Origin of the sequence: Enterobacter sp. SES19, from assembly GCF_011765665.1 — a bacterium.
Classification (GTDB): domain Bacteria; phylum Pseudomonadota; class Gammaproteobacteria; order Enterobacterales; family Enterobacteriaceae; genus Enterobacter; species Enterobacter pseudoroggenkampii.
Map to the genome: position 1 here is coordinate 2,828,747 of NZ_CP050320.1, position 18,205 is coordinate 2,846,951.

Sequence of the window (18,205 nt, forward strand, 5' to 3'; positions counted from 1 at the left end):
GTAATGAACTTCTTGTTTAACGTTTGATTTGTTTTGAATGAAAAAAAACCAAGCTTTGGGATGGTTTTTTTCAATATGGGGGACTCATTGCGCCCCCCGAATACTACTTATAATTGAAGTGGTTTATAACTTATAATTTTATCCGCAATTTCTTCTGCGCTAAGTTCTTCATAATAAATATAATTAGCTGCCTGAGGATCTGCGACACTTCTACAAAGGAGGTCGATGTCATTATCAGCTTCTTCTTCTGTCCCTTCGCTGTGTTGGATTTTCCTTATTAGTTCGATAAGCACTTGTCTTTGCATATTATACCTCAAAAATGATAAGCACGATCTAGAATGTCAAGGTGATATTTTGTTGTAACGATTACTTGATTATCAATCATCATAAATACCGCCTCCATGTTGGATAGGGGTTCTCTGGTGTAGGACATAAGATCTATTTTTCCCGCTCCACTGTGTATCATGCACTATTGGAGCTTTTCCGCCCCGCATTCCAGAAACGACAGAGCGTGGGCTTTTGTCAAGGCATTTCGAATTGGTTGCTTAATTAAGCGAACTGCTCATCATTATTAAAATCATGTTCTATATGTGTCATTTTCCCTATAATAATTCACCTCATCGATAAACCATTTATTCCCATGACCTCCACTATTTTTATTCTTCACCATATAGTTCAAAGAACTGACTAACATCCATCCTTTCAAAGAAAAAGTTTCTACTGCTAAGGGCATTTCCAGACCCTCTTCATCAAGGTATATTTCGTCATCCTCCAAACTTTGGATATAATCCCAAGAAATATAAAAGAAGTGAGTATCTTCAGGCCGTGCTTCCCATGTGTTTATATTAGTATAAATCCATTCACCAGGCTCTAACTGAGAAAGACTTGCTATTAATTCATCTATAGATGTATATGTATTCATTATACCCTCACAATTATCTGCATCGAGCCCCCCCCAAGTTTTTCTTCCACCATATCCTTTCGGGTCATAATCCAGATGCCTTGAGTTATGATCTGGCCAATCAACCAATTGTAACAACCCACCAACTCGCTCATGATGATGCCTAGTTGTTTCCCCAACCAGAACCTGTTGGAGCTGTTCTTAGGAGCGCGCCACGCTTACCTGGTGAAACCTTTTCAAATATGCCCGGGAATTTTTCCTCAAGGGAAGCTCTATATGATGGGTCATTATTCATTTTATAATATAATTGTCTGTTCGCTTTCTGGAAGTGTTTTCCGTCACTCATTCTAAACATGTTTTTAGGTAAGTTTTTTTAATATTGACTTTATAGGCGCCATCATCCCCAAGATTGAGAAATAATACATTCCCTTTATTTACCTCTTCTACTTCATCTTCTGGAAGACTCCACCAATCTACGTCTCCATTTATTCTATGCTTTAATGATATCAAATCATAAATAACTAAAGTGGTAGTATCTGTTTGTATGCTTATGATTTTTCTCATTGCGTAAGCAAAGGCCGGAAATACCTCCCCGGTCTAGCCTATTAGTTAACAAAGCTTTCTATAGATTTTATAATGCTTTTATAGAATTGAATCGACTCTTCACCGACTGGTATATTCTCAGTCGGCGATTCAATTGGCACTCCATGCTGATCATATATTTTATTTCTGACAGGATTTTTAAAATAATGCTGTGGTAAAATATCCACTTCGCTCGTTTCGATAGTTTTAAACGTTACGAAAGAACCGTTTTTCCAACATGAATTATCAGTAATAATTGGTGGCAATAGCAAATTATCTTTTGCCAATACAGCATCTTCTTGAAGCGAAGAAGTAAAATAGTCATATATATATATAACTATAGTATTTTTGAATGGGCCGACATCTATTTTACCCAGGGCGACCATACCATAGCCTAATCGATCATCATTTAACTGGAAGTAAAAAACATCGCCTTCTTTTGGCCACTTTTTTTGCTTTTCATTTCCTGACACTACTGTAAGTCTGTAGGCCATTTTACATTAAACCCATTGTTTTTAAGCCAGTTTCCACCCCACAAAACAGCATCCGAGTATAACTTTCTTGTAGGACTTATGCTATTGATAGAATTTTCAAAATGGGAATTATTGTGAATAACTGCTTATTCTATGCTCCGTGCATGACCGCGATTTAGCCTTCTTCAGTGATTCTAAATCCTAAATACACATGGGTATTATTCCCACCTTTTGCCTTTCTTTTAATCCAGTCAGCAAATGACATGTTTCTCACTGACCGTTTAGGGCTTCCATTTTTGCAAGCGGTTAAACCTATAGGATCCCCCCAGCGCATTCGGCGCATACTGGTAAAGATTTATCCCCCCGCCAGCCCTATCGGGTCCTGATGCGTAAACCGTCCGCAGTCCGGGTCGTAATACCTGAACAGATTGTCGTGCAACTCTCTCACAATGCAGGTGTTGCCCCTGCATCCGCTCGTTCTGGGAATATCCTGATCCCTGCGTCTCGCTCTCCCGCAGCAGCTTGCCCCAGGCGGTGTTCGCCGTCGTACCGGTAGTGCCAGCGGATCTGGCCGTTATCCTTCTCTACGGTACGGCCGTGGATGTCATAACGCCACTGAATACCGTTCAGTTGCGTGACCCGGTTATGGGCAGTCTTCTTTCCAGCGCCCTCTAACGGGTTACCAGCCGCATCCCAGTGCCACTGCTCCTGACCGGGCAGCGAGCCGTCCTGAGCGAGCAGGCCCCGGCGCTGTCGTACTGCCAGCGGTTCCAGTTAAACGGGTTATCGTCCCGTTCTTCCCGCACCAGGTTATTGCGATAATCGTACTCCAGGCGGCGGGACCAGCGGCGCGGCGACGGGCGCTGGGCATTGCCGGTAAAGTTGTCCCATCGATAAAGATTACATCGTTAAAGATGGCGACGTAATGAACTTCTTGTTTAACGTTTGATTTGTTTTGAATGGTATAAATTACTGTTCTTACGCCTTCTTACGCAGATAGAACTCAAGATATTTTTTAGGTCTATCCTGAAAAGCACGCTCTTTGCCGTAGTTATAAGCATCGTTAAAATATTTATACGCTTCATTGAATTGATTCAACTCGTAACAGACCATACCCAAGTCGATTAACGGTGCAGTGTCTATATCCGATCCACGTGTCCGTAAAGCCGTCTCTCCCCATTTCTTTGCCTCAACGTAATCCGCAAGATCAAAATATGCGCTGTACATGCATGCAGAGATCCAGTTGGCAAATTCTGATTCGGACTTTGGTTCAGGAAGAGCTTGCCAGGCCTTTTGGTATTGTTCTAAAGCCTCGGCGTATTTTTGGCTGTCGTGTAACTCGTTTCCTTTTTCAATAGTATTTGTTATAGATATTTTCATACTCAAGCGCCTGTCCTTTTAATTAAAAATCCTTTTCTAAGCAACAATCTAATTCAATAAAATGCATTATTAAATTATCATTTTATATTATAAAATTATTACATTGCAATCGATCATCTTATAGCAAATCTTTTTAAGTATCAATGACTCTATAACATCCCAATCACCTCCACCGAGGCCAGCGCCTATTCTTGGCATTTGTACTGAAAGGCGATTTACTAAAGCAAAGTCAGATAACTTTTCAAGACAAACTTCCAGGGATGCATAACATACGTATTGATTTTTGTCATTGACATTTTTCTTAATACCATCTTGTGCATACATATTAGCAATAAATATCTGTTCTTTAGCATCAACCAAGACAAAATCAACCGTACCTAATTCTGGGGTGTTATTTCCATTGAAGCTATTGAGATAGTATTCCTTTGCAGAAGGATATTTATTTGAAAGAGACAAAACAAAGCCTTTACCCCATTTCCCTTTATTATTCACAATGTGAGCAATAACTATGGATTTTTTCAAAGGTTCCACAGCATTTCCAGACAAGAGCTTTATTTGTTTTTTTTCTTGCAATGAACTCGTTGATGTTTTCCAGAAAGTTTCAAATTCCTCATTCGAAATTTCTTCAGTATCACTTAAGTCCAGATCGCTTTTTTTACCATCATACAGCAGAAAACCAACTTTCTCGTTTTTATCTAGCAAAGAGGAAGATGCATAACAATCGCCATCTATAATATTTATTTGTCGTGTGGCCACCTCCCCTATGAATTCATTGAGAATAATTCCTTCACCTGCAATAAAATCAACGTTACCTTTATAGTATTTTTTCACATCAACCACAACTCCTCGCACTTTTAACAATTCTTTCGGAGACATCAAGATCTTTTGTGTTTAAGATAAAGAATGTATTTTTCCGGGGTTCAATTACATCCAGGCCAGTAACATCTATGTCAACAAAATGGCTTATACCTTTTTATTTTCTCGTTTAGGATGGCAACTGTCCAATTTATATTGGAAACACTATGATATAGTCATATAAGTAACTTCAATTGAATCATATATTTTACCAGTTCTCCACTTACAATTCATGAGGGTCTAAGCAATAGTGGCAGAGAATTGTTCCTGTTAGGTTATGAGGGTCATAAGCAGCATCAACATGTCCCCACTCCCTTGATACAGGAAGAACAATAGTAGATTTAGTTTTGAACCATTCCCTTAAACATCGGGTGACTTTCCCTTCGGGTCTATTCTGTTTTCCCATCAATAATTTTTCTGGGGCGAAGCGCCAACTACGAATTATTGAGTTAGGATCATTGGGAACCAAGAAGTCAATTATTAGATATATATCTCCGAACTCATGGTCACCTTTAAGGATAGTTCTGTATGAGACTGTTTTATTGTCTTTTTTTTCAGGCCACCCCTCCCACCTTACATTTGTATTATTAAACAACTCTGTCTTAGTAACTCTTGGTCCTAATAGAACCCTTTTATTAAATTTAAGAACACCAGTTTCTGCGTCAAAATTCATTTTCACATCCCAATATCAAATGGAAGACCAATAGGTTTCAGAACTTTTTTATAATTCGAAAGGAAGAATTGGGTACCGCCACCGCTTCCTAACATTTCAGTATCTGGTGACAAAGCTTGTCCCGTACCAGCAATAGCATCTCGTTTGACTCTATACATCTGAATCTTACTTCTAAACCCATATTTTTCATGAGGTAGAACTTGTAAACTTTCCCATAATTTTTGTCGACTACCACTAGCAGCTTCTAAAGTGGCTTTGTCGAAATAAAATCCTGACTGCCCAGGTGCTCCACCATAAACAATATCGCCTTCTTTAAGCATTGTGTTTGACCAAGAATAACGGCCTTGATAAATCCCTCTTCCTTGCCACTGCCTACCAAATGCCGCCTGGTTATGGTCATTTTATCGAGTCGGTGCACACTTCGCTTTCAATCCTAATGGATCAACCCAATTCAACGGATTAGTGGCGTAAACGTAAGTATTTATACCGCCATTAAAACCTATCGGGTCATCGGAACGATTCGGACGCCATCATACTTTTTAACACGTTAAATAATAAAACGCCGGGAAGATTTGATGCTCTTCCCGGCCAATTATTATTGAATATTATTCATAAACTCTTGCAGCCATTAAAATATCTGCAATAAATGTCCAGTTAACATTTTCTGGAACAGGTAATTTTTGATTTAAATAATATCCATCCATATCTTCAACCCAAGATGCCATCGATTCAAAATATGAGGGTAAGTCTTTGCTCTCCCACTCACTTAGATTATTTCTGGCATTTGAAGATAAATTCTCAAGAAGTTTAATAAAATCGTCTCTAGTATTTATTCCTTTAGTATTCATAACAATATTACTCCAGTACTTTTTTATTCCATCACCCAATTTGAAAATAATCGACTTACCATCTGTTTTTGTTGTCATTTTCCACATCTGATCAGCAACTTCACTAGGTGAGGCCCATTTAAATGGAACTCGTTTCCTTTTTCTACAAGAGATGTAACTTTTTCATCAAATTTATCGAAACCGTTTTTCATATGCTTATTCATTATCAATCGAAAAGAGACCTCCTTGCCTATATAAAAGTGGTTTTAAGCGAAAAATGTTGTCAGAAGTAAGGAGGGTTCTAAAAGTGTTAGTTTTTATTATTAACCTAGCCAAAAAAGAATTGCTTAAAACCTTCCGCCTCAACATCCTTAAGCTTGCTTTTTAGCATTAAATCGATATCTTCCAGAAAGTCTTCTCTGAAATTAAAATCATCATCTGTAGCATCACCATCATATTTACTTTGTTCGATCTCAATGGCAGAACAAAAAGCATCCAAAAAGTCGGCTAACGAATTGGAAATAATGAAATTTCTTTTTTGAATACTACCATAAACAGGAGATGTGATATTTTGGGTATCACAAAAAAGAACATCTCCATTTCGTTCAGCAAAGATTATATATTCATCGCGCCAGGTCGTGTCATTTTGAACTCGCCAGCCTGATAACATTTTATTAAGCTCTTGGGGCTCAATAATCTGTATAATGAATGCACCATCAAATGTTGGGTGGTCATTTAAAATCAAATGGCTATAAAAAAAACGAATTTCGCCATTTAAATTCACAGGAAAAGAAGTTTCATTTTCATCGTCTGCATAGTCTATCTCTCCCATATTTAAATCATTCATTTTGAATTTCTTGACAAAGTCTTGGATAGTATTTTTTATATGCATTATTCCTCTTTAAGAGTTATCATTATTGGCTACGCTTAAAATTACCATATCCATAGTTGAAAAATGTACTCATAATCCAAAGAACTTCTTCGCGCCATTAAAAAAGAAAAACAAAGAATCAATAATGGCACGACACCCTTCAATATTAAGGTAGTTTATTGCCCTTTCTTTTACGATTTGAGTGTATTTCGTAGAAATAATCTTCACAAAAAACGTCTAAAGCATTTTCCAGTGGAACAAGTTTCAACCCCCGGAATCCTTTACTGTCTATAACTTCCTTGACCTCTTGTTTAACAATGATAAAACCACCTAACAATGTGTCGTTCAACGAAAGTATATCATTTTCTAGCGCATCATCCTTGAATTCAATTTTAAAAGGTATGGTATCTCCGAACTTATCCTCTTCGAGAATAGATTTATCCTTATCTATAACATCGCCGCCTGGAAAATATGCATATTTAAAATCATCCCGAAGAACTTGACCATTCCCAATCGAAACTGGTGTAATATCTCGGCCAAAAAAAACATTGTGCTTATAATTTTCAAAAATCGAAAATAAAGACTTATCCATCAAGTGTCCAAAGTCTTTTTTATAATAGTCAAATTTCAAAGCCCCAACATTTTTATTGCACAACAAATAAATATGGTCTGGGCATGCATCGTCTGTTATTCGATAAGGGAAGGGAAAGGCAGAGCCTTCTATTTCCCAGTTTTCATTAACCTGTAATCTTTCATCAACCATGCCCTGTAAATTTCTTGGCATGCGTGATGATTCAAAGTCATTCATGATCACATAATAGGACATTAATTCATTCCCCTGATTTTTTTGTGGGAACATGACCCATCCAAATTTTATTCTTCATATCAATCTGGATCCGCCTTATAGCTATCCTCGCCCCTTTAGCATCTAATCTTCCAGAAATATATCGTTACTCAACACGAGCAATGCGCCGACGGAGAATGTCACTATAGTTATGATAATTACTGCTATGGAAGATATCCATACCTTTCCCTGCATCTTGTTTCATCGCTGATGCGCTACCTGGAAAATTAATACCATTAAACGCAGAGTTCATGTCTTTTCCGATGCCAATATTATTGAAGAATGATTGCTCCTCTTTCCACACCTCAACGGGTATAACATGGTGAGCAGAATTCGCTCCGGCGTGCCGTTCGGCTGGAAGTGGAACCAGAAAATCTCCGGGGCATCAACGCCGTCAATACGCGCCAGCGGGTCGTAGCTGTCCTGATCGCTGTAAACGTAGGTCAGCGGCACATCCCCGTGCACTTCCTGCAGCAGCCGGAACCCTTCCCAGACAAACCGGTTGGCTGTCCGCCCAGCATCTGGCGGCGCGTTTTGCTGATGCGGCGACCGAGCGGATCGTAGCGGAAGCTGACCTGCGTCTGCGGTTTGTTGCGATCCCGCGGCTGGCTGATGACTTCCGTCAGGCGGTGTTCGCCGTCGTAGCGGTAGTGCCAGCGGGTCTGGCCGTTATCCTTCTCCACGGTGCGGCCGTGGATGTCATAACGCCAGCGAATGCCGTTCAGCTGCGTCAGGCGGTTGTGCGTGACCTTATCAGCGGAACCTTCAAGCGGGTTATCAGCACAATATGACAACCTTATTTAATAGTTAATTCCACGTTAAATAAATACCGCAATTAAATGATTTAATATCATAGCAAATAGTTATATCACCCCATTCCAAGTGCCACATTATACTATGTTTTTCTTTTTCATCTGGTTTGCCAAGATCATATTCACCCGACACCCATTGATATAAAAATTCGACTTCTTTATTTAGCATATCAATGTTAGAAACCTTATTCCAATCATTTATTGCCTTATAATACCCTCCCTCTTTATAAATTAATTGCACCGTAAATGGCAAATTACTGAAGCATAATGGTTGTATTATAATCTCGAATTCCTTTCCCGACCAAAGAACGGTATTAACTGTATAATGATGGGGAATTAATTTCTGCATTTTATTTTCTGATTCAAGATATTTGTAAAGATCAGAAGTTATAAATTCCTCCTCCCTTTGTATTAAAAGACATTTATTGTCTAACTCAACCTTACCATTTACCACGTTAATTTTAAAATTAATCATATGCTAATGACCTTCCACGGTATCAAAAGATTTCTAAATTCCTCAGGGATAAAGAATTGCCCCCCTCGACCATATATCTCATTAGCCAATGCTCTTCCATATGCTACATCAATATCCTCACTTACATAATAAGCTCTAACTTGCGTTCTTAATGTACGATGAGGATCTATTTTAACCTGAAGTGCTTCATAGTAGCCTATAGCATTTCCTTTATTTTGCCTAACGGTTGGATAAGTCACTGCATATGATGGAGGAGTATCACCGTTTGGATATAATGCATACAGAATCGTGCCTTTTTTCAGTTTCCTGTTTTTGTAGACATCTATACTTTGTAATCACCTTGACCTTGCCATCTCGTAGCTTCTTTAGATGGATCCTTACATTTACGGCTCAACCCCCACGGATCCACCCACCCCAGCGCATTCGGCGCATACTGGTAAAGGTTTATCCCCCCCGCCAGCCCTATCGGGTCCTGCTGCGTAAACCGTCCGCAGTCCGGGTCGTAATACCGGAACAGATTGTCGTGCAGTCCTGTCTCACGGTCCAGGTATTGCCCCTGCATCCGCAGGTTCTGAGAATATCCTGATCCCTGCGTCTCGCTCTCCCGCAACAGCTTGCCCCAGGCGGTGTTCGCCATCGTACCGGTAGTGCCGGATCTGGCCGTTATCCTTCTCTACGGTACGGCCGTGGATGTCATAGCGCCAGCGAATACCGTTCAGTTGCGTGACCCGGGCTTTGATTTTAATATATTAAGCCAGCCAATAGTGTTCTTTTATTAAAAATTATCTGTTTTTTGTTGTTTGAGTGAGCACTTCAAAAACAGACGCTGCTTAATTATAACCTCGCAAAAATCAATCCTTCCCTTTGCTTAATATCAGGGCATCATTTTTTTAATATCAAGTGCGTAATTAACAACATCATCTAAAAGTTTTTCTTCCCTGAGGGAAAAGTTTGCGTATTGAGCCATAGCTCTGCATGTTGACAGACTTTCAATTATTTCAAATGGAATTTTGTCTCCAAAAATTATTATCTGTTCATAACGAGTTTGAAAAAAATTTACCGATTCATGTTTACCATTGGCATTAAGTTCAAAAATTATTTTTTCAAGTGCATTTTTTAAGTTATTCAATTTCATTACCAGGGAACCCTTAAAGTTTTAACCACCCATGCTCTTGGAAGATTTGATACCACAGCCTGGTATCCCATCCCAGGATATCCTGCCCCTTGAGCTGCAGCAGGACCTTCACTCACCCACGTTCCTTTAGGAACTCTAAACTCTGATACATTAGTAATATTTACACCCCAATCATGGCGAATAGCTAACTTTTCTCGCAAAACCTCCTCGGAATTGTATTTTTCATTTGTCAGCCAAGAAATTTTTCTTCCTGTTCTATTATTTACACCATGATATTTATAAAAAGTCTCGTCTCTTTTCAGCTGCCTGTTTTTATAAACGCTTTTATCAAATGTTTCTGCAATTCCTCCAGGAAGTTGCGGCCCTGGTTTTTTCCCTGTATTGCATCGGCTTAACCCCCACGGATCCACCCACCCCAGCGCATTCGGCGCATACTGGTAAAGGTTTATCCCCCCCGCCAGCCCTATCGGGTCCTGCTGCGTAAACCGTCCGCAGTCCGGGTCGTAATACCGGAACAGATTGTAGTGCAGCCCTGTCTCACGGTCCAGGTATTGCCCCTGCATGCGCAGGTTCTGAGAATATCCTGATATCTGCGTCTCGCTTTCCCGCAGCAGCTTGCCCCAGGCGCTGTTCCCCCCTTCCCAGCGCACCTGCCCTTCGACATCCGTCATCCGTTCCGGCGTGCCGTTGGGCTGGCAGTGGAACCAGAAAATCTCCGGCGCTTCCACGCCGTCAATACGCGCCAGCGGGTCGTAGCTGTCCTGATCGCTGTAGACGTAAGTGAGCGGCACATCCCCGTGCACTTCCTGCAACAGCCGGAACCCTTCCCAGACAAACCGGGTGGTGACCGGCTTGCCGGTTGGCTGTCCGCCCAGCATCTGGCGGCGCGTTTTGCTGATGCGGCGACCGAGCGGATCGTAGCGGAAGCTGACCTGCGTCTGCGGTTTGTTGCGATCCCGCGGCTGGCTGATAACCTCCGTCAGGCGGTGTTCGCCGTCGTACCGGTAGTGCCAGCGGATCTGGCCGTTATCCTTCTCCACGGTGCGGCCGTGGATATCATAACGCCAGCGAATGCCGTTCAGCTGCGTCAGGCGGTTGTGCGTGACCTTCTCAGCAGATCCTTCTAGCGGGTTACCGGCAGCATCCCAGCGCCACTGCTCCTGGCCGGGCAGCGTGCCGTTCTGAACGAGCAGGCGCCCGGCGCTGTCGTACTGCCAGCGGTACCAGCTGAACGGGTTATCGTCCCGCTCTTCGCGCACCAGGTTATTACGGTAGTCGTAATCCCAGCGGCGGGACCAGCGGCGCGGCGACGGGCGCTGCGCATTGCCGGTAAAGACGTCCCGGCGGTGCAGTCGGCCGAGGCGGTCGTACTCGCTGCGGGTGGTCAACAGCCCCTGGGTGCGGCTGGTCTCACGGTGGAGTTCGTCGCGAGTAAAATCGGAGACCGACAGCTTATCGAGAGCAATGCTGAGCAGATGTCCGCTGCCGTAGTAGAACTGCTTCAGCTCGCGGCCATCGGGCAGCGTGACGGAGGTGCGGTTGCCCAGTGCGTCATACTCCCACGCCAGCTCGCCGTGCTCGCCCGCCTCGCGCGTCACGCGACCGAGCGCATCATACTCAAAGACGAGCTCCTGCTCTGCCTCGGTGCTCCACGCGTCGGCTGAAAGCGCAGGATGCAGCCCAATCCGGCTTAACAGCCCGGACGGCGTGTAGTGGTAGCGTGTCTGCCCTTCCGGCGTGGTGCGGGCGACCAGCTGACCGCTCGCGCTCCAGGCGAAGGCGTGGGTGATAGCCTCCGGATGACCGGCGGCAAAGGTGCGCGCAATCGTGCGCCCGCAGGCATCATAGCGATACTGCGAGGCTACGCCATCGAGCCCCACCTCTTCCAGCAGCAGCGAGTCTGGCCCCCAGCGGAACTGATACGCTTCGCCGTTCTCGTTTTCCAGGGCAATCAGACGCCCGCGGCTGTCCCAGCGGCGGCGCACCTCTTCACCCTGCGTATTACGGGTGGCGGTTAAGCGCCCCGCCTCGTCATATCTGAACTCGCTCTCTTTCCCGTCGGCGCCCGCATGCTTCACCGGCAGGCCACGTTCGTTCCATTTGAGCGATTCCGTCCAGCCTTCCGGGCGATCGAGCTGCACCGGACGCCCTGCGGCGTCGTAGCGGTAGCGCGTCTCTTCACCGTCGGCGCCAGTCTCGGCCACCAGCCAGCCCAGCGGATGATAGCGATAGCGGGTAATTCGCCCGGAACAGTCCGTCGAACGGATAATCTGCCCGGCCTCGTTGTACTCCTGGTAGCGGCTGTTGCCTGCGGCATCGACCTCTTCCACGACCAGGCCGAACGCGTCCCGGCGCAACTGCGTAGTCTGCCCCATCGGATCCACCACGCGCTTCAGCCCGTGGTGTTCGTCGTACCAGAACCGGGTGGCGCTGCCGTCGGCTTCGATAATAGCCGCGGGAAGCGCGCGGTGCTCCAGCCAGGTGGTGGTGCGGGTATTGCCGTCGGCATCGGTCTCCTGCACCCGGTTGCCCATCTCGTCGTAGACGAAGGTGACGGCGTTGCCGAGCGGATCGATGCGACGCGTGAGAAGCTCGTTATCATCCCACTCGTAGCGCCAGTTTTCACCGCGCTCGTCAACGTAGCGGACAATCAGATTCTGCGCGTTCCAGTAGTGGCGGCGCGTCTGACCATCGTAGTGCTCGACGGTCGTCAGCCCGGCGGCTAAATCATAGCTAAAGCGGCAGCCGTCGCCGGTGCTGGTGCGGTTTTCCACCACGCGCCAGTGGTCGAATTTTTGCCAGCGGTATTCGCTCTCCAGACCGCCCGGCAGGCAGTGCCAGACCATCAGCCCGTGCTCGTTATAACGGTATTCACGCGTCACCACGCCGGAGGCATCCGTCGCGCTCGCCAGCTGGCCGCGCGCGTCGTAGCCCCACTGCATCAGCGGCCAGGTTTGGTTGCCGTCGAAATGGCTGGCCGAGGTCACGCGCAGCGGGAAGCGCTCATCTTCATAGCGCAGGGTGACGTCTATCGCCCGCGGCTCATCATGGATACCAACCAGCCTGCCGTGCTCGTCCCACGCCGTCAGCAGCGCGTTGCCGTATTCATCGCTAAGGGAGGCCAGACGCAGGATAGAAGGATTGATGCGGGTCGGTTTGTACAGACGCCACACCGCGCCGTCATCGTCGGCAATCGCCACGTCGCCGTTCTCATTGCGGCGGATAATGATGCCTTCGCTGATGCTGTAAAACGCACGGTCGACAGGCGGCAGTTCAAAGCTCAGCTCGCGCCCGGTTTCATCGAACCAGGTCGCATTGTTATCTTCCAGCGTCAGATAGCTGTCAAAAGTCGTTGCCCAGCCCAGACCAAACAGCCCTTCGCGGGTCGTCAGGCTGTTGTAGCTGCGCTGCCAGCGAAGCGGGAAGCGCCCCGGCAGCGAGAAGTCGAGCTCATCGTCGTCGTTCAGCACCTTCACGCCGGTGGCGGCGTGGACCGGGTGCGAGGAGCCAAACACGGCGTTGACGGCCATATCCGCCAGCATCCCGCCGCCGGCCGCCGCCAGCGCGCAGGGCATGTTTTTCAGGATCTTGCCCGGACGCCCGCGCAGCAGGGAGAGCGCAATCATCCCCAGCGCCAGACCCGGCGTTTTACCGCTTTTGATATCGCGAACCGTGAGCGTGTCCCCGCCGATGATCACGTTCGGGGAGACGTCGTCGGACACGGTGCCTTCGCAGGTGGTGCGATCTTTCGCGCGCACCGCGGGCTGTCCGTTGATGAAGACGCTTTTAGAACCTTCCGCCAGATACTGCGGCCCGGAGTGCTTTTCACACGCCACCTTGTCTTCTTCCAGCGGCGAGGTTCCCGCGGCGGCAGAGGCCACGCTCGGCTGCCACATTTCGCTGCCAAACTGTCCGGCGGCGGAAAGCAGCATGCCCGCGTAATCGGCAAAGCTGCCCGGCGACTGCGGCTCAGGGGACGGTGTATCGGCGGGCGTCAGCGTGCCTGCCGCGCGTGCGGCGGGGATTGCGTTGGTCAGAACGTTGTTCGAGCCGGTGGTAATTTTACCCGCAGGCGACGGCGGGAAGAGCGCATTGCCTAACCCCTCAGCAGCGTTGCTGATATCGTCCGTGATCCCCGCGACGTTCGCCAGCACGCCGCCAATGATGCCGCTTAACAGACAGCTGGATCCAATTGCGGCCACGCCTGCAGCTGCTGCCCCCGCCCCCAGTAATGGCGCCGCTACGGTTGCTGCTGCGCCCACCGCCGCGCCGATCACCGCATAGGCGGCACCTTCCGCCACAATGCTTGTGATATCAGCAAAAATGCTGGAGTGAATAATCTCGTCGCCCTTACGGGCCGCGTTGTTATCGCTCATGCCTTACACATTCCGGTTGTCGTTTAGCGTCAGGCTCTGCTTAAGCGCGCTCCAGCGCACCTCGTCCTCTTCGGTAAAGGCTCTGAGTGCCGAGAGGGTAAAAATCATCAATACCGGTTTGCCCGGCGTCTGCACGGCCAGCTGTTTTTGCCACAGGCGTTGCCCGTTACGGTCAAACGTGGTTTCAACTTCCAGCCCGTTAATGTTTCCGTCAGGCCCGGCTTTTACGTCCCGGAATTCGCTCTGGGCGATCTCACCCATCTGAGGACGCAACACATCCCACTGGCGGTGAAACTCTTGTTTGTAGTCGCTGCCATCGGGAATCACACCGCGGCTGACCACTACGGACAGCCCGCTTTCGTCATCGCGAATAATGTTCATACTGTTATCCTGCCAGGCAGCAGGAAAAAGGGAAAACGAGCCTTCCTGGAGGGTGTATTTCATAAGTGAACTCGGGATGATTAATATTGAGAGAAACAAGAAGGCCAATCGATGCTGGCCTTTTGGCTGGCTATAGTTATTTAAGCCACTGGCCTGACTGTTCGACTAAAACATGGCTGCCTTTGCTGACAACCAATTTCACGGGTGCATACGTGACGGTATAAGCGATCTCGCCGTTCTTGTACGTTGAGCCGATTATTTTACCTGCGGGGTCGTGTAACGTTTTTCCCTTTAAGGAGATCGTACTGTTATCGCTTTTGCGCACGCCGAGATAAACCATCTGGTCACATTCACCCTCGAAACGCCCGCACTTGTTTATCAGAGAGATAGTGAACTTTTCGGTGTCCAGTTTTCTGGTTTCCGCGTTTTGAACCGAAGCGGCTTTACGTAACGTATAACGCAGCGGAGCATAATCATTTCCTTTTTGAGGAGGAGTAACTAAACGCCATTCCATTTCACTCCCCTTTAGTTCCAGAACAGCCCGTCCGCCTGCGCCGCCAAACGATGAGTTGAACTCAACGTCCGCACGGTTTCCCGCGATCGTACCGCTAAGATTATGCTCATCATCTTCCGGGCAATCGATGCGATTTCCTCTCCGGGAGACATAGCAATAAGACCCGGTGATACGGTTGCCAGATTCAGCTAGCCGCAGGGTTAACGTCGAGTCGTTCTCGAATTCACCAGCCCACTCCCCGTCAAACGCGAGTCCTGATTGGCTGCTTTTTGCAAACTGCATCGTATTGAATCTGGCGGCCCATTGCTGAATATCGGCATTAATGGCCTGACTATTATCAGATGACTGGTAATGGATAACGTTTGATTCTGGAACCACCCAGGCCGCAAAGATTTTGCCGTCAGGATTGATGACCAGCGCGGATGCGTTCTCCAGATAAAGATCTTTTAGCCAGCCCTCAACAAACAATCCGCCACCTGGGGTGGTATGCGGTTCGCCGAAGACATCAAAGTTATCAATAAAGGTCTGGTAATGATCTCCCAACGTCTTCCTGAGATTGTCTGTCACTTCGCTGTCGTTAACGATGCGTCTGACCGTATTGAGGTTATTGTATTGCGATAACTCTAACGCAGATGACGTTTCAACTGCGCCTGTCAATAAAGCCGTGAACAATACGGCTGCAACATATTTTTTGGTCATAAATTATTCTTGAGAATCATTGTTGTAATTCATCGTTATTTTTATAACGTTGTCGCCTTTTATCTCAAAAGAGAGCAGTTTTTTATCCAATTCGTAAGTAATCCACTGCTCCCCGGCATCATTTTCGACCTGACCGGTACCGTATGCGCTGTTCAGTTCCTTTCTCGTTGAACCCACATGGACACCGCGCGGCGTTGCGAAGTCTTCGGCAGTCAGCGTAATTTGAGACACGATATAATCATCAACGCTTCTTTCCGCTTTATCCCACCAGAGGTTGGAAGTGAATATTTCTACTCCAGCGTTTTGATGCTGAAAGAATTTATATTGGACTCCATCAAAAGGAACCTCACCGGTAAAACTGCCTTCCACCGGCACGCCAATTTTAGGGGCAATATCAGGCGTCCATCTGTCGCCCAGGGCGACAGGCTGGTCTTTGATCTGTACGGAGAAATCCTGTTTAGTCAGAATGGATGGCTTACCTTGAGCGAAAACCACATTGCTGCCAGGACAGCTAAACATCAGGACCGAACAAAGAAATATTGGCGTATGTTTTTTCACGTTAATCGTCATTTATTGAATGTGTATGGCCATTATCACCCTGAAGAAACCGTCAGGACATGAGTGCAGTATTTCTTAGTCGGCGCTAATGACGACTGAACCCAGACAGTGAGGATTTTTCACGGTGAAACTGAAGCTCACTTTTTGTCCATTCATATCTTTTCGGGCTGTATAGCTGGTCACTTCGTTCTCCGAACGGCCGCGCGGATAATCAGTTAACCTCAGCTGCGGATAGCGCTTTTTAACGGTATCAAGCGTTATGCATTGACCTGAGGAAGGTGAAAAATTCAGTAAAGGTGCCATGCCGTCGTTTTGTTTGCTTAAACGTAACCCAATTGCGGTTATGCTCGTTCCATCAGCGAGTTTGATATCGTCGGCATTGTAGAAATTGATATATTCATTTTGCCTGGTCATCTTAAACGATAACGGCGCGTTACTAAGGGTTGTAACGGATAACGTCTTAAGCGATGCACTCATCCCGGAAATAAACATCCAAAGATCCTTTTTCTGCGCATCTTCTCCAGCCATTCCCGTCGTTAGTAACGCGATAAGCACCGCACCTGCTTTACTCATCTTTGGCCGTAAATTTCGCCTGCACCGCCGCATCAATATCCCCTTTATGCCCCGATCCCGGCGCCGTGGTGCCCGGTTTTGTACCAGAGGTATTCAGATGCAGCTTACCGCCCGTGGTGATATACCCATCCCCTTCCACGAAGAAGTTAAACTCTTTGCCGATGAGGTTAATCTTGCCGTTAGCATTCAGCTCAATGGCACTCTCACCGGAGACCAGCCGCAGCTTCGTCCCGGAAGCAATAACATACTGCTCCACCGCCGCATCCAGCTTGCCTTTCCCCGTCAGGATCTCGGTGCCACCTTTCACGGCCTGAGTCTGATTCGCTTCCACGCGATGCAGTTCATTTTTCTTCACGTAATGGCTGCGCTCGCCGCCGACGCTGTGCGTTTCATCATTTTTAACGCTGGTGTCCATGTTGCGCTCGGCCTGAATCCACACCTGCTCTGCACCCGCTTTATCCTCAAACCGCAGGGCGTTGGCGTTGTCCACGGAACCGTCTTTCGTGCGGCTCATAAAGCCCATCTGCGTCGCCGCAGCCGGCAGCGCCCACGGCGGCATGCTCGCGTCGTTGTACACGCGCCCGGTAATGATCGGACGGTCCGGGTCCCCGTTGATAAAGTCCACCACCACCTCATCGCCGACGCGCGGGATTTGCACCCCGCCGTAGCCCTGGCCCGCCCACGCGCTCGACACACGCACCCAGCAGGAGCTGGTATCATCGCCCTTCGCCAGACGGTCCCAGTGGAACTTCACCTTCACCCGACCGTATTTGTCCGTCCAGATACTCTCCCCGTTCGGCCCCACCACTTTCGCCGTCTGCGGGCCGTAGGTGCGCGGCCACGCCGTGGACTGCGCCGGACGGTACACCACCGCCGACGGGATGACCGTGAAATCGGTCCGGTGAATGGTCTCCCCCTCGCCGCTGGCATAGCGGTTCTCTTCGAGGTGGTAACCCGCCGCCGTCACCAGATACTCACCGTTGTCGCTGAAGAACGGCGCGTTGGTTAACGTGAAGGTGTGCCCGGGCGCAATCCCCGCCGCCGTCGCGGTGGCCTGAATCTGCTGGTGCTCCACCTGCCAGCGCTCCTGACGGATGCGGGCATAGAACTCCCCATGCCCCTTGTCCACAAAGCGACCCGGCCAGTCGTACACGTCGATGCTGCCCGGCTTCGGCGACGCCGGGTTCTGCTGGGCCTGGAACAGCCACGCGTTCGGCTTGCGGAAGTCATAGTCGTCGAGGCTGTAAATCCCCGGCGTCACGCTGTCCTCCAGCGC

General features: G+C 47.5%; 21 protein-coding genes and 3 pseudogenes. All 24 read right to left on the minus strand.

The annotated features are described in order from the left end of the window. Positions 1-107 precede the first annotated feature (107 nt). Complete coding sequence (locus GXP72_RS13485; protein WP_023292191.1) at positions 108-305, minus strand: hypothetical protein; 198 nt, start codon at positions 303-305, stop codon at positions 108-110. Between the two features lie 272 nt (positions 306-577). Beyond that, positions 578-1,030 carry a hypothetical protein gene (locus tag GXP72_RS13490; protein ID WP_208762988.1) on the minus strand — a complete coding sequence of 151 codons (453 nt, stop codon included), beginning with the start codon at positions 1,028-1,030 and terminating at the stop codon, positions 578-580. A gap of 213 nt (positions 1,031-1,243) precedes the next feature. Next, complete coding sequence (locus GXP72_RS22680; RefSeq protein WP_267216337.1) at positions 1,244-1,465, minus strand: DUF6386 family protein; 222 nt, start codon at positions 1,463-1,465, stop codon at positions 1,244-1,246. A gap of 41 nt (positions 1,466-1,506) precedes the next feature. Then, positions 1,507-1,977: an Imm26 family immunity protein gene (locus GXP72_RS13495; RefSeq protein ID WP_208762989.1), complete on the minus strand. Its 471-nt coding sequence runs from the start codon at positions 1,975-1,977 to the stop codon at positions 1,507-1,509. Positions 1,978-2,260: 283 nt separating this feature from the next. Next, positions 2,261-2,855: pseudogene (locus GXP72_RS13500) on the minus strand (RHS repeat-associated core domain-containing protein); the annotation flags it as partial. 79 nt (positions 2,856-2,934) lie between these two features. Beyond that, positions 2,935-3,336 (minus strand): hypothetical protein, encoded by a 402-nt coding sequence (locus tag GXP72_RS13510; protein ID WP_024907040.1) that lies wholly within the window; start codon positions 3,334-3,336, stop codon positions 2,935-2,937. Between the two features lie 87 nt (positions 3,337-3,423). After that, positions 3,424-4,212, minus strand: coding sequence for an Appr-1-p processing protein (locus GXP72_RS13515; protein WP_048991413.1), 789 nt, complete (start codon positions 4,210-4,212; stop codon positions 3,424-3,426). A 202-nt stretch (positions 4,213-4,414) separates the two neighbouring features. Continuing rightward, on the minus strand, positions 4,415-4,864 hold the full coding sequence (locus GXP72_RS13520; RefSeq protein WP_072050682.1) for a hypothetical protein: 450 nt from the start codon (positions 4,862-4,864) through the stop codon (positions 4,415-4,417). 2 nt (positions 4,865-4,866) lie between these two features. Next, a complete protein-coding gene (locus GXP72_RS22685) occupies positions 4,867-5,184 on the minus strand; it encodes a hypothetical protein (RefSeq protein WP_161798583.1) in 318 nt (105 codons plus the stop codon). A gap of 81 nt (positions 5,185-5,265) precedes the next feature. Then, on the minus strand, positions 5,266-5,367 hold the full coding sequence (locus GXP72_RS22690; RefSeq protein ID WP_080690917.1) for a hypothetical protein: 102 nt from the start codon (positions 5,365-5,367) through the stop codon (positions 5,266-5,268). 102 nt (positions 5,368-5,469) lie between these two features. Beyond that, entirely contained in the window at positions 5,470-5,790 is a 321-nt protein-coding gene (locus tag GXP72_RS13530) for a hypothetical protein (protein WP_244319917.1), read from the minus strand. A gap of 229 nt (positions 5,791-6,019) precedes the next feature. Next, complete coding sequence (locus GXP72_RS13535; RefSeq protein WP_244319918.1) at positions 6,020-6,538, minus strand: hypothetical protein; 519 nt, start codon at positions 6,536-6,538, stop codon at positions 6,020-6,022. A gap of 190 nt (positions 6,539-6,728) precedes the next feature. Further along, positions 6,729-7,421, minus strand: coding sequence for an Imm43 family immunity protein (locus GXP72_RS13540; protein WP_232473017.1), 693 nt, complete (start codon positions 7,419-7,421; stop codon positions 6,729-6,731). A gap of 91 nt (positions 7,422-7,512) precedes the next feature. Then, positions 7,513-7,710 (minus strand): hypothetical protein, encoded by a 198-nt coding sequence (locus GXP72_RS13545; RefSeq protein ID WP_071994455.1) that lies wholly within the window; start codon positions 7,708-7,710, stop codon positions 7,513-7,515. A gap of 26 nt (positions 7,711-7,736) precedes the next feature. Continuing rightward, positions 7,737-8,182 (minus strand): annotated as a pseudogene (locus GXP72_RS13550) (type IV secretion protein Rhs); the annotation flags it as partial. A gap of 31 nt (positions 8,183-8,213) precedes the next feature. After that, the gene (locus tag GXP72_RS13555; RefSeq protein WP_126801770.1) at positions 8,214-8,693 is read right to left on the minus strand and encodes a hypothetical protein; all 480 of its coding nucleotides are present in this window, start codon (positions 8,691-8,693) and stop codon (positions 8,214-8,216) included. A gap of 379 nt (positions 8,694-9,072) precedes the next feature. After that, a pseudogene (locus GXP72_RS22695) lies at positions 9,073-9,267 on the minus strand (RHS repeat-associated core domain-containing protein); the annotation flags it as partial. A 300-nt stretch (positions 9,268-9,567) separates the two neighbouring features. Then, positions 9,568-9,828, minus strand: a complete 261-nt coding sequence (locus tag GXP72_RS13565) for a hypothetical protein (RefSeq protein ID WP_024907031.1) — start codon at positions 9,826-9,828, stop codon at positions 9,568-9,570. Further along, the gene (locus GXP72_RS13570) at positions 9,828-14,204 is read right to left on the minus strand and encodes an RHS repeat-associated core domain-containing protein (protein ID WP_208762991.1); all 4,377 of its coding nucleotides are present in this window, start codon (positions 14,202-14,204) and stop codon (positions 9,828-9,830) included. Before GXP72_RS13570 ends, GXP72_RS13565 begins: the two co-directional genes overlap by 1 nt. A 3-nt stretch (positions 14,205-14,207) precedes the next feature. Then, on the minus strand, positions 14,208-14,648 hold the full coding sequence (locus GXP72_RS13575; RefSeq protein WP_024909853.1) for a DcrB-related protein: 441 nt from the start codon (positions 14,646-14,648) through the stop codon (positions 14,208-14,210). 73 nt (positions 14,649-14,721) lie between these two features. Then, the gene (locus tag GXP72_RS13580; protein ID WP_208762992.1) at positions 14,722-15,798 is read right to left on the minus strand and encodes a hypothetical protein; all 1,077 of its coding nucleotides are present in this window, start codon (positions 15,796-15,798) and stop codon (positions 14,722-14,724) included. A 3-nt stretch (positions 15,799-15,801) separates the two neighbouring features. Further along, complete coding sequence (locus GXP72_RS13585) at positions 15,802-16,356, minus strand: hypothetical protein (protein ID WP_244319919.1); 555 nt, start codon at positions 16,354-16,356, stop codon at positions 15,802-15,804. A 75-nt stretch (positions 16,357-16,431) separates the two neighbouring features. Then, positions 16,432-16,929, minus strand: a complete 498-nt coding sequence (locus tag GXP72_RS13590) for a hypothetical protein (protein ID WP_244319920.1) — start codon at positions 16,927-16,929, stop codon at positions 16,432-16,434. After that, positions 16,922-18,205: type VI secretion system tip protein TssI/VgrG (gene tssI, locus GXP72_RS13595; protein ID WP_208762993.1), on the minus strand; the 1,284-nt coding region annotated here is incomplete at its 5' end. The genes tssI and GXP72_RS13590, both read right to left, overlap by 8 nt.

Bases quoted from the DNA above. Each gene is read 5' to 3' on its own strand.
- GXP72_RS13565 (WP_024907031.1), bottom strand. From the start codon at position 9,828: ATGAAATTGAATAACTTAAAAAATGCACTTGAAAAAATAATTTTTGAA.
- GXP72_RS13485 (WP_023292191.1), bottom strand. From the start codon at position 305: ATGCAAAGACAAGTGCTTATCGAACTAATAAGGAAAATCCAACACAGC.
- GXP72_RS13515 (WP_048991413.1), bottom strand. From the start codon at position 4,212: ATGTCTCCGAAAGAATTGTTAAAAGTGCGAGGAGTTGTGGTTGATGTG.
- GXP72_RS13575 (WP_024909853.1), bottom strand. From the start codon at position 14,648: ATGAAATACACCCTCCAGGAAGGCTCGTTTTCCCTTTTTCCTGCTGCC.
- GXP72_RS22685 (WP_161798583.1), bottom strand. From the start codon at position 5,184: ATGCTTAAAGAAGGCGATATTGTTTATGGTGGAGCACCTGGGCAGTCA.
- GXP72_RS22680 (WP_267216337.1), bottom strand. From the start codon at position 1,465: ATGAGAAAAATCATAAGCATACAAACAGATACTACCACTTTAGTTATT.
- GXP72_RS13520 (WP_072050682.1), bottom strand. From the start codon at position 4,864: ATGAATTTTGACGCAGAAACTGGTGTTCTTAAATTTAATAAAAGGGTT.
- GXP72_RS13540 (WP_232473017.1), bottom strand. From the start codon at position 7,421: ATGTTCCCACAAAAAAATCAGGGGAATGAATTAATGTCCTATTATGTG.
- GXP72_RS13495 (WP_208762989.1), bottom strand. From the start codon at position 1,977: ATGGCCTACAGACTTACAGTAGTGTCAGGAAATGAAAAGCAAAAAAAG.
- GXP72_RS13570 (WP_208762991.1), bottom strand. From the start codon at position 14,204: ATGAGCGATAACAACGCGGCCCGTAAGGGCGACGAGATTATTCACTCC.
- GXP72_RS13580 (WP_208762992.1), bottom strand. From the start codon at position 15,798: ATGACCAAAAAATATGTTGCAGCCGTATTGTTCACGGCTTTATTGACA.
- GXP72_RS13590 (WP_244319920.1), bottom strand. From the start codon at position 16,929: ATGAGTAAAGCAGGTGCGGTGCTTATCGCGTTACTAACGACGGGAATG.
- GXP72_RS13530 (WP_244319917.1), bottom strand. From the start codon at position 5,790: ATGACAACAAAAACAGATGGTAAGTCGATTATTTTCAAATTGGGTGAT.
- GXP72_RS13555 (WP_126801770.1), bottom strand. From the start codon at position 8,693: ATGATTAATTTTAAAATTAACGTGGTAAATGGTAAGGTTGAGTTAGAC.
- GXP72_RS13510 (WP_024907040.1), bottom strand. From the start codon at position 3,336: ATGAAAATATCTATAACAAATACTATTGAAAAAGGAAACGAGTTACAC.
- GXP72_RS13535 (WP_244319918.1), bottom strand. From the start codon at position 6,538: ATGAATGATTTAAATATGGGAGAGATAGACTATGCAGACGATGAAAAT.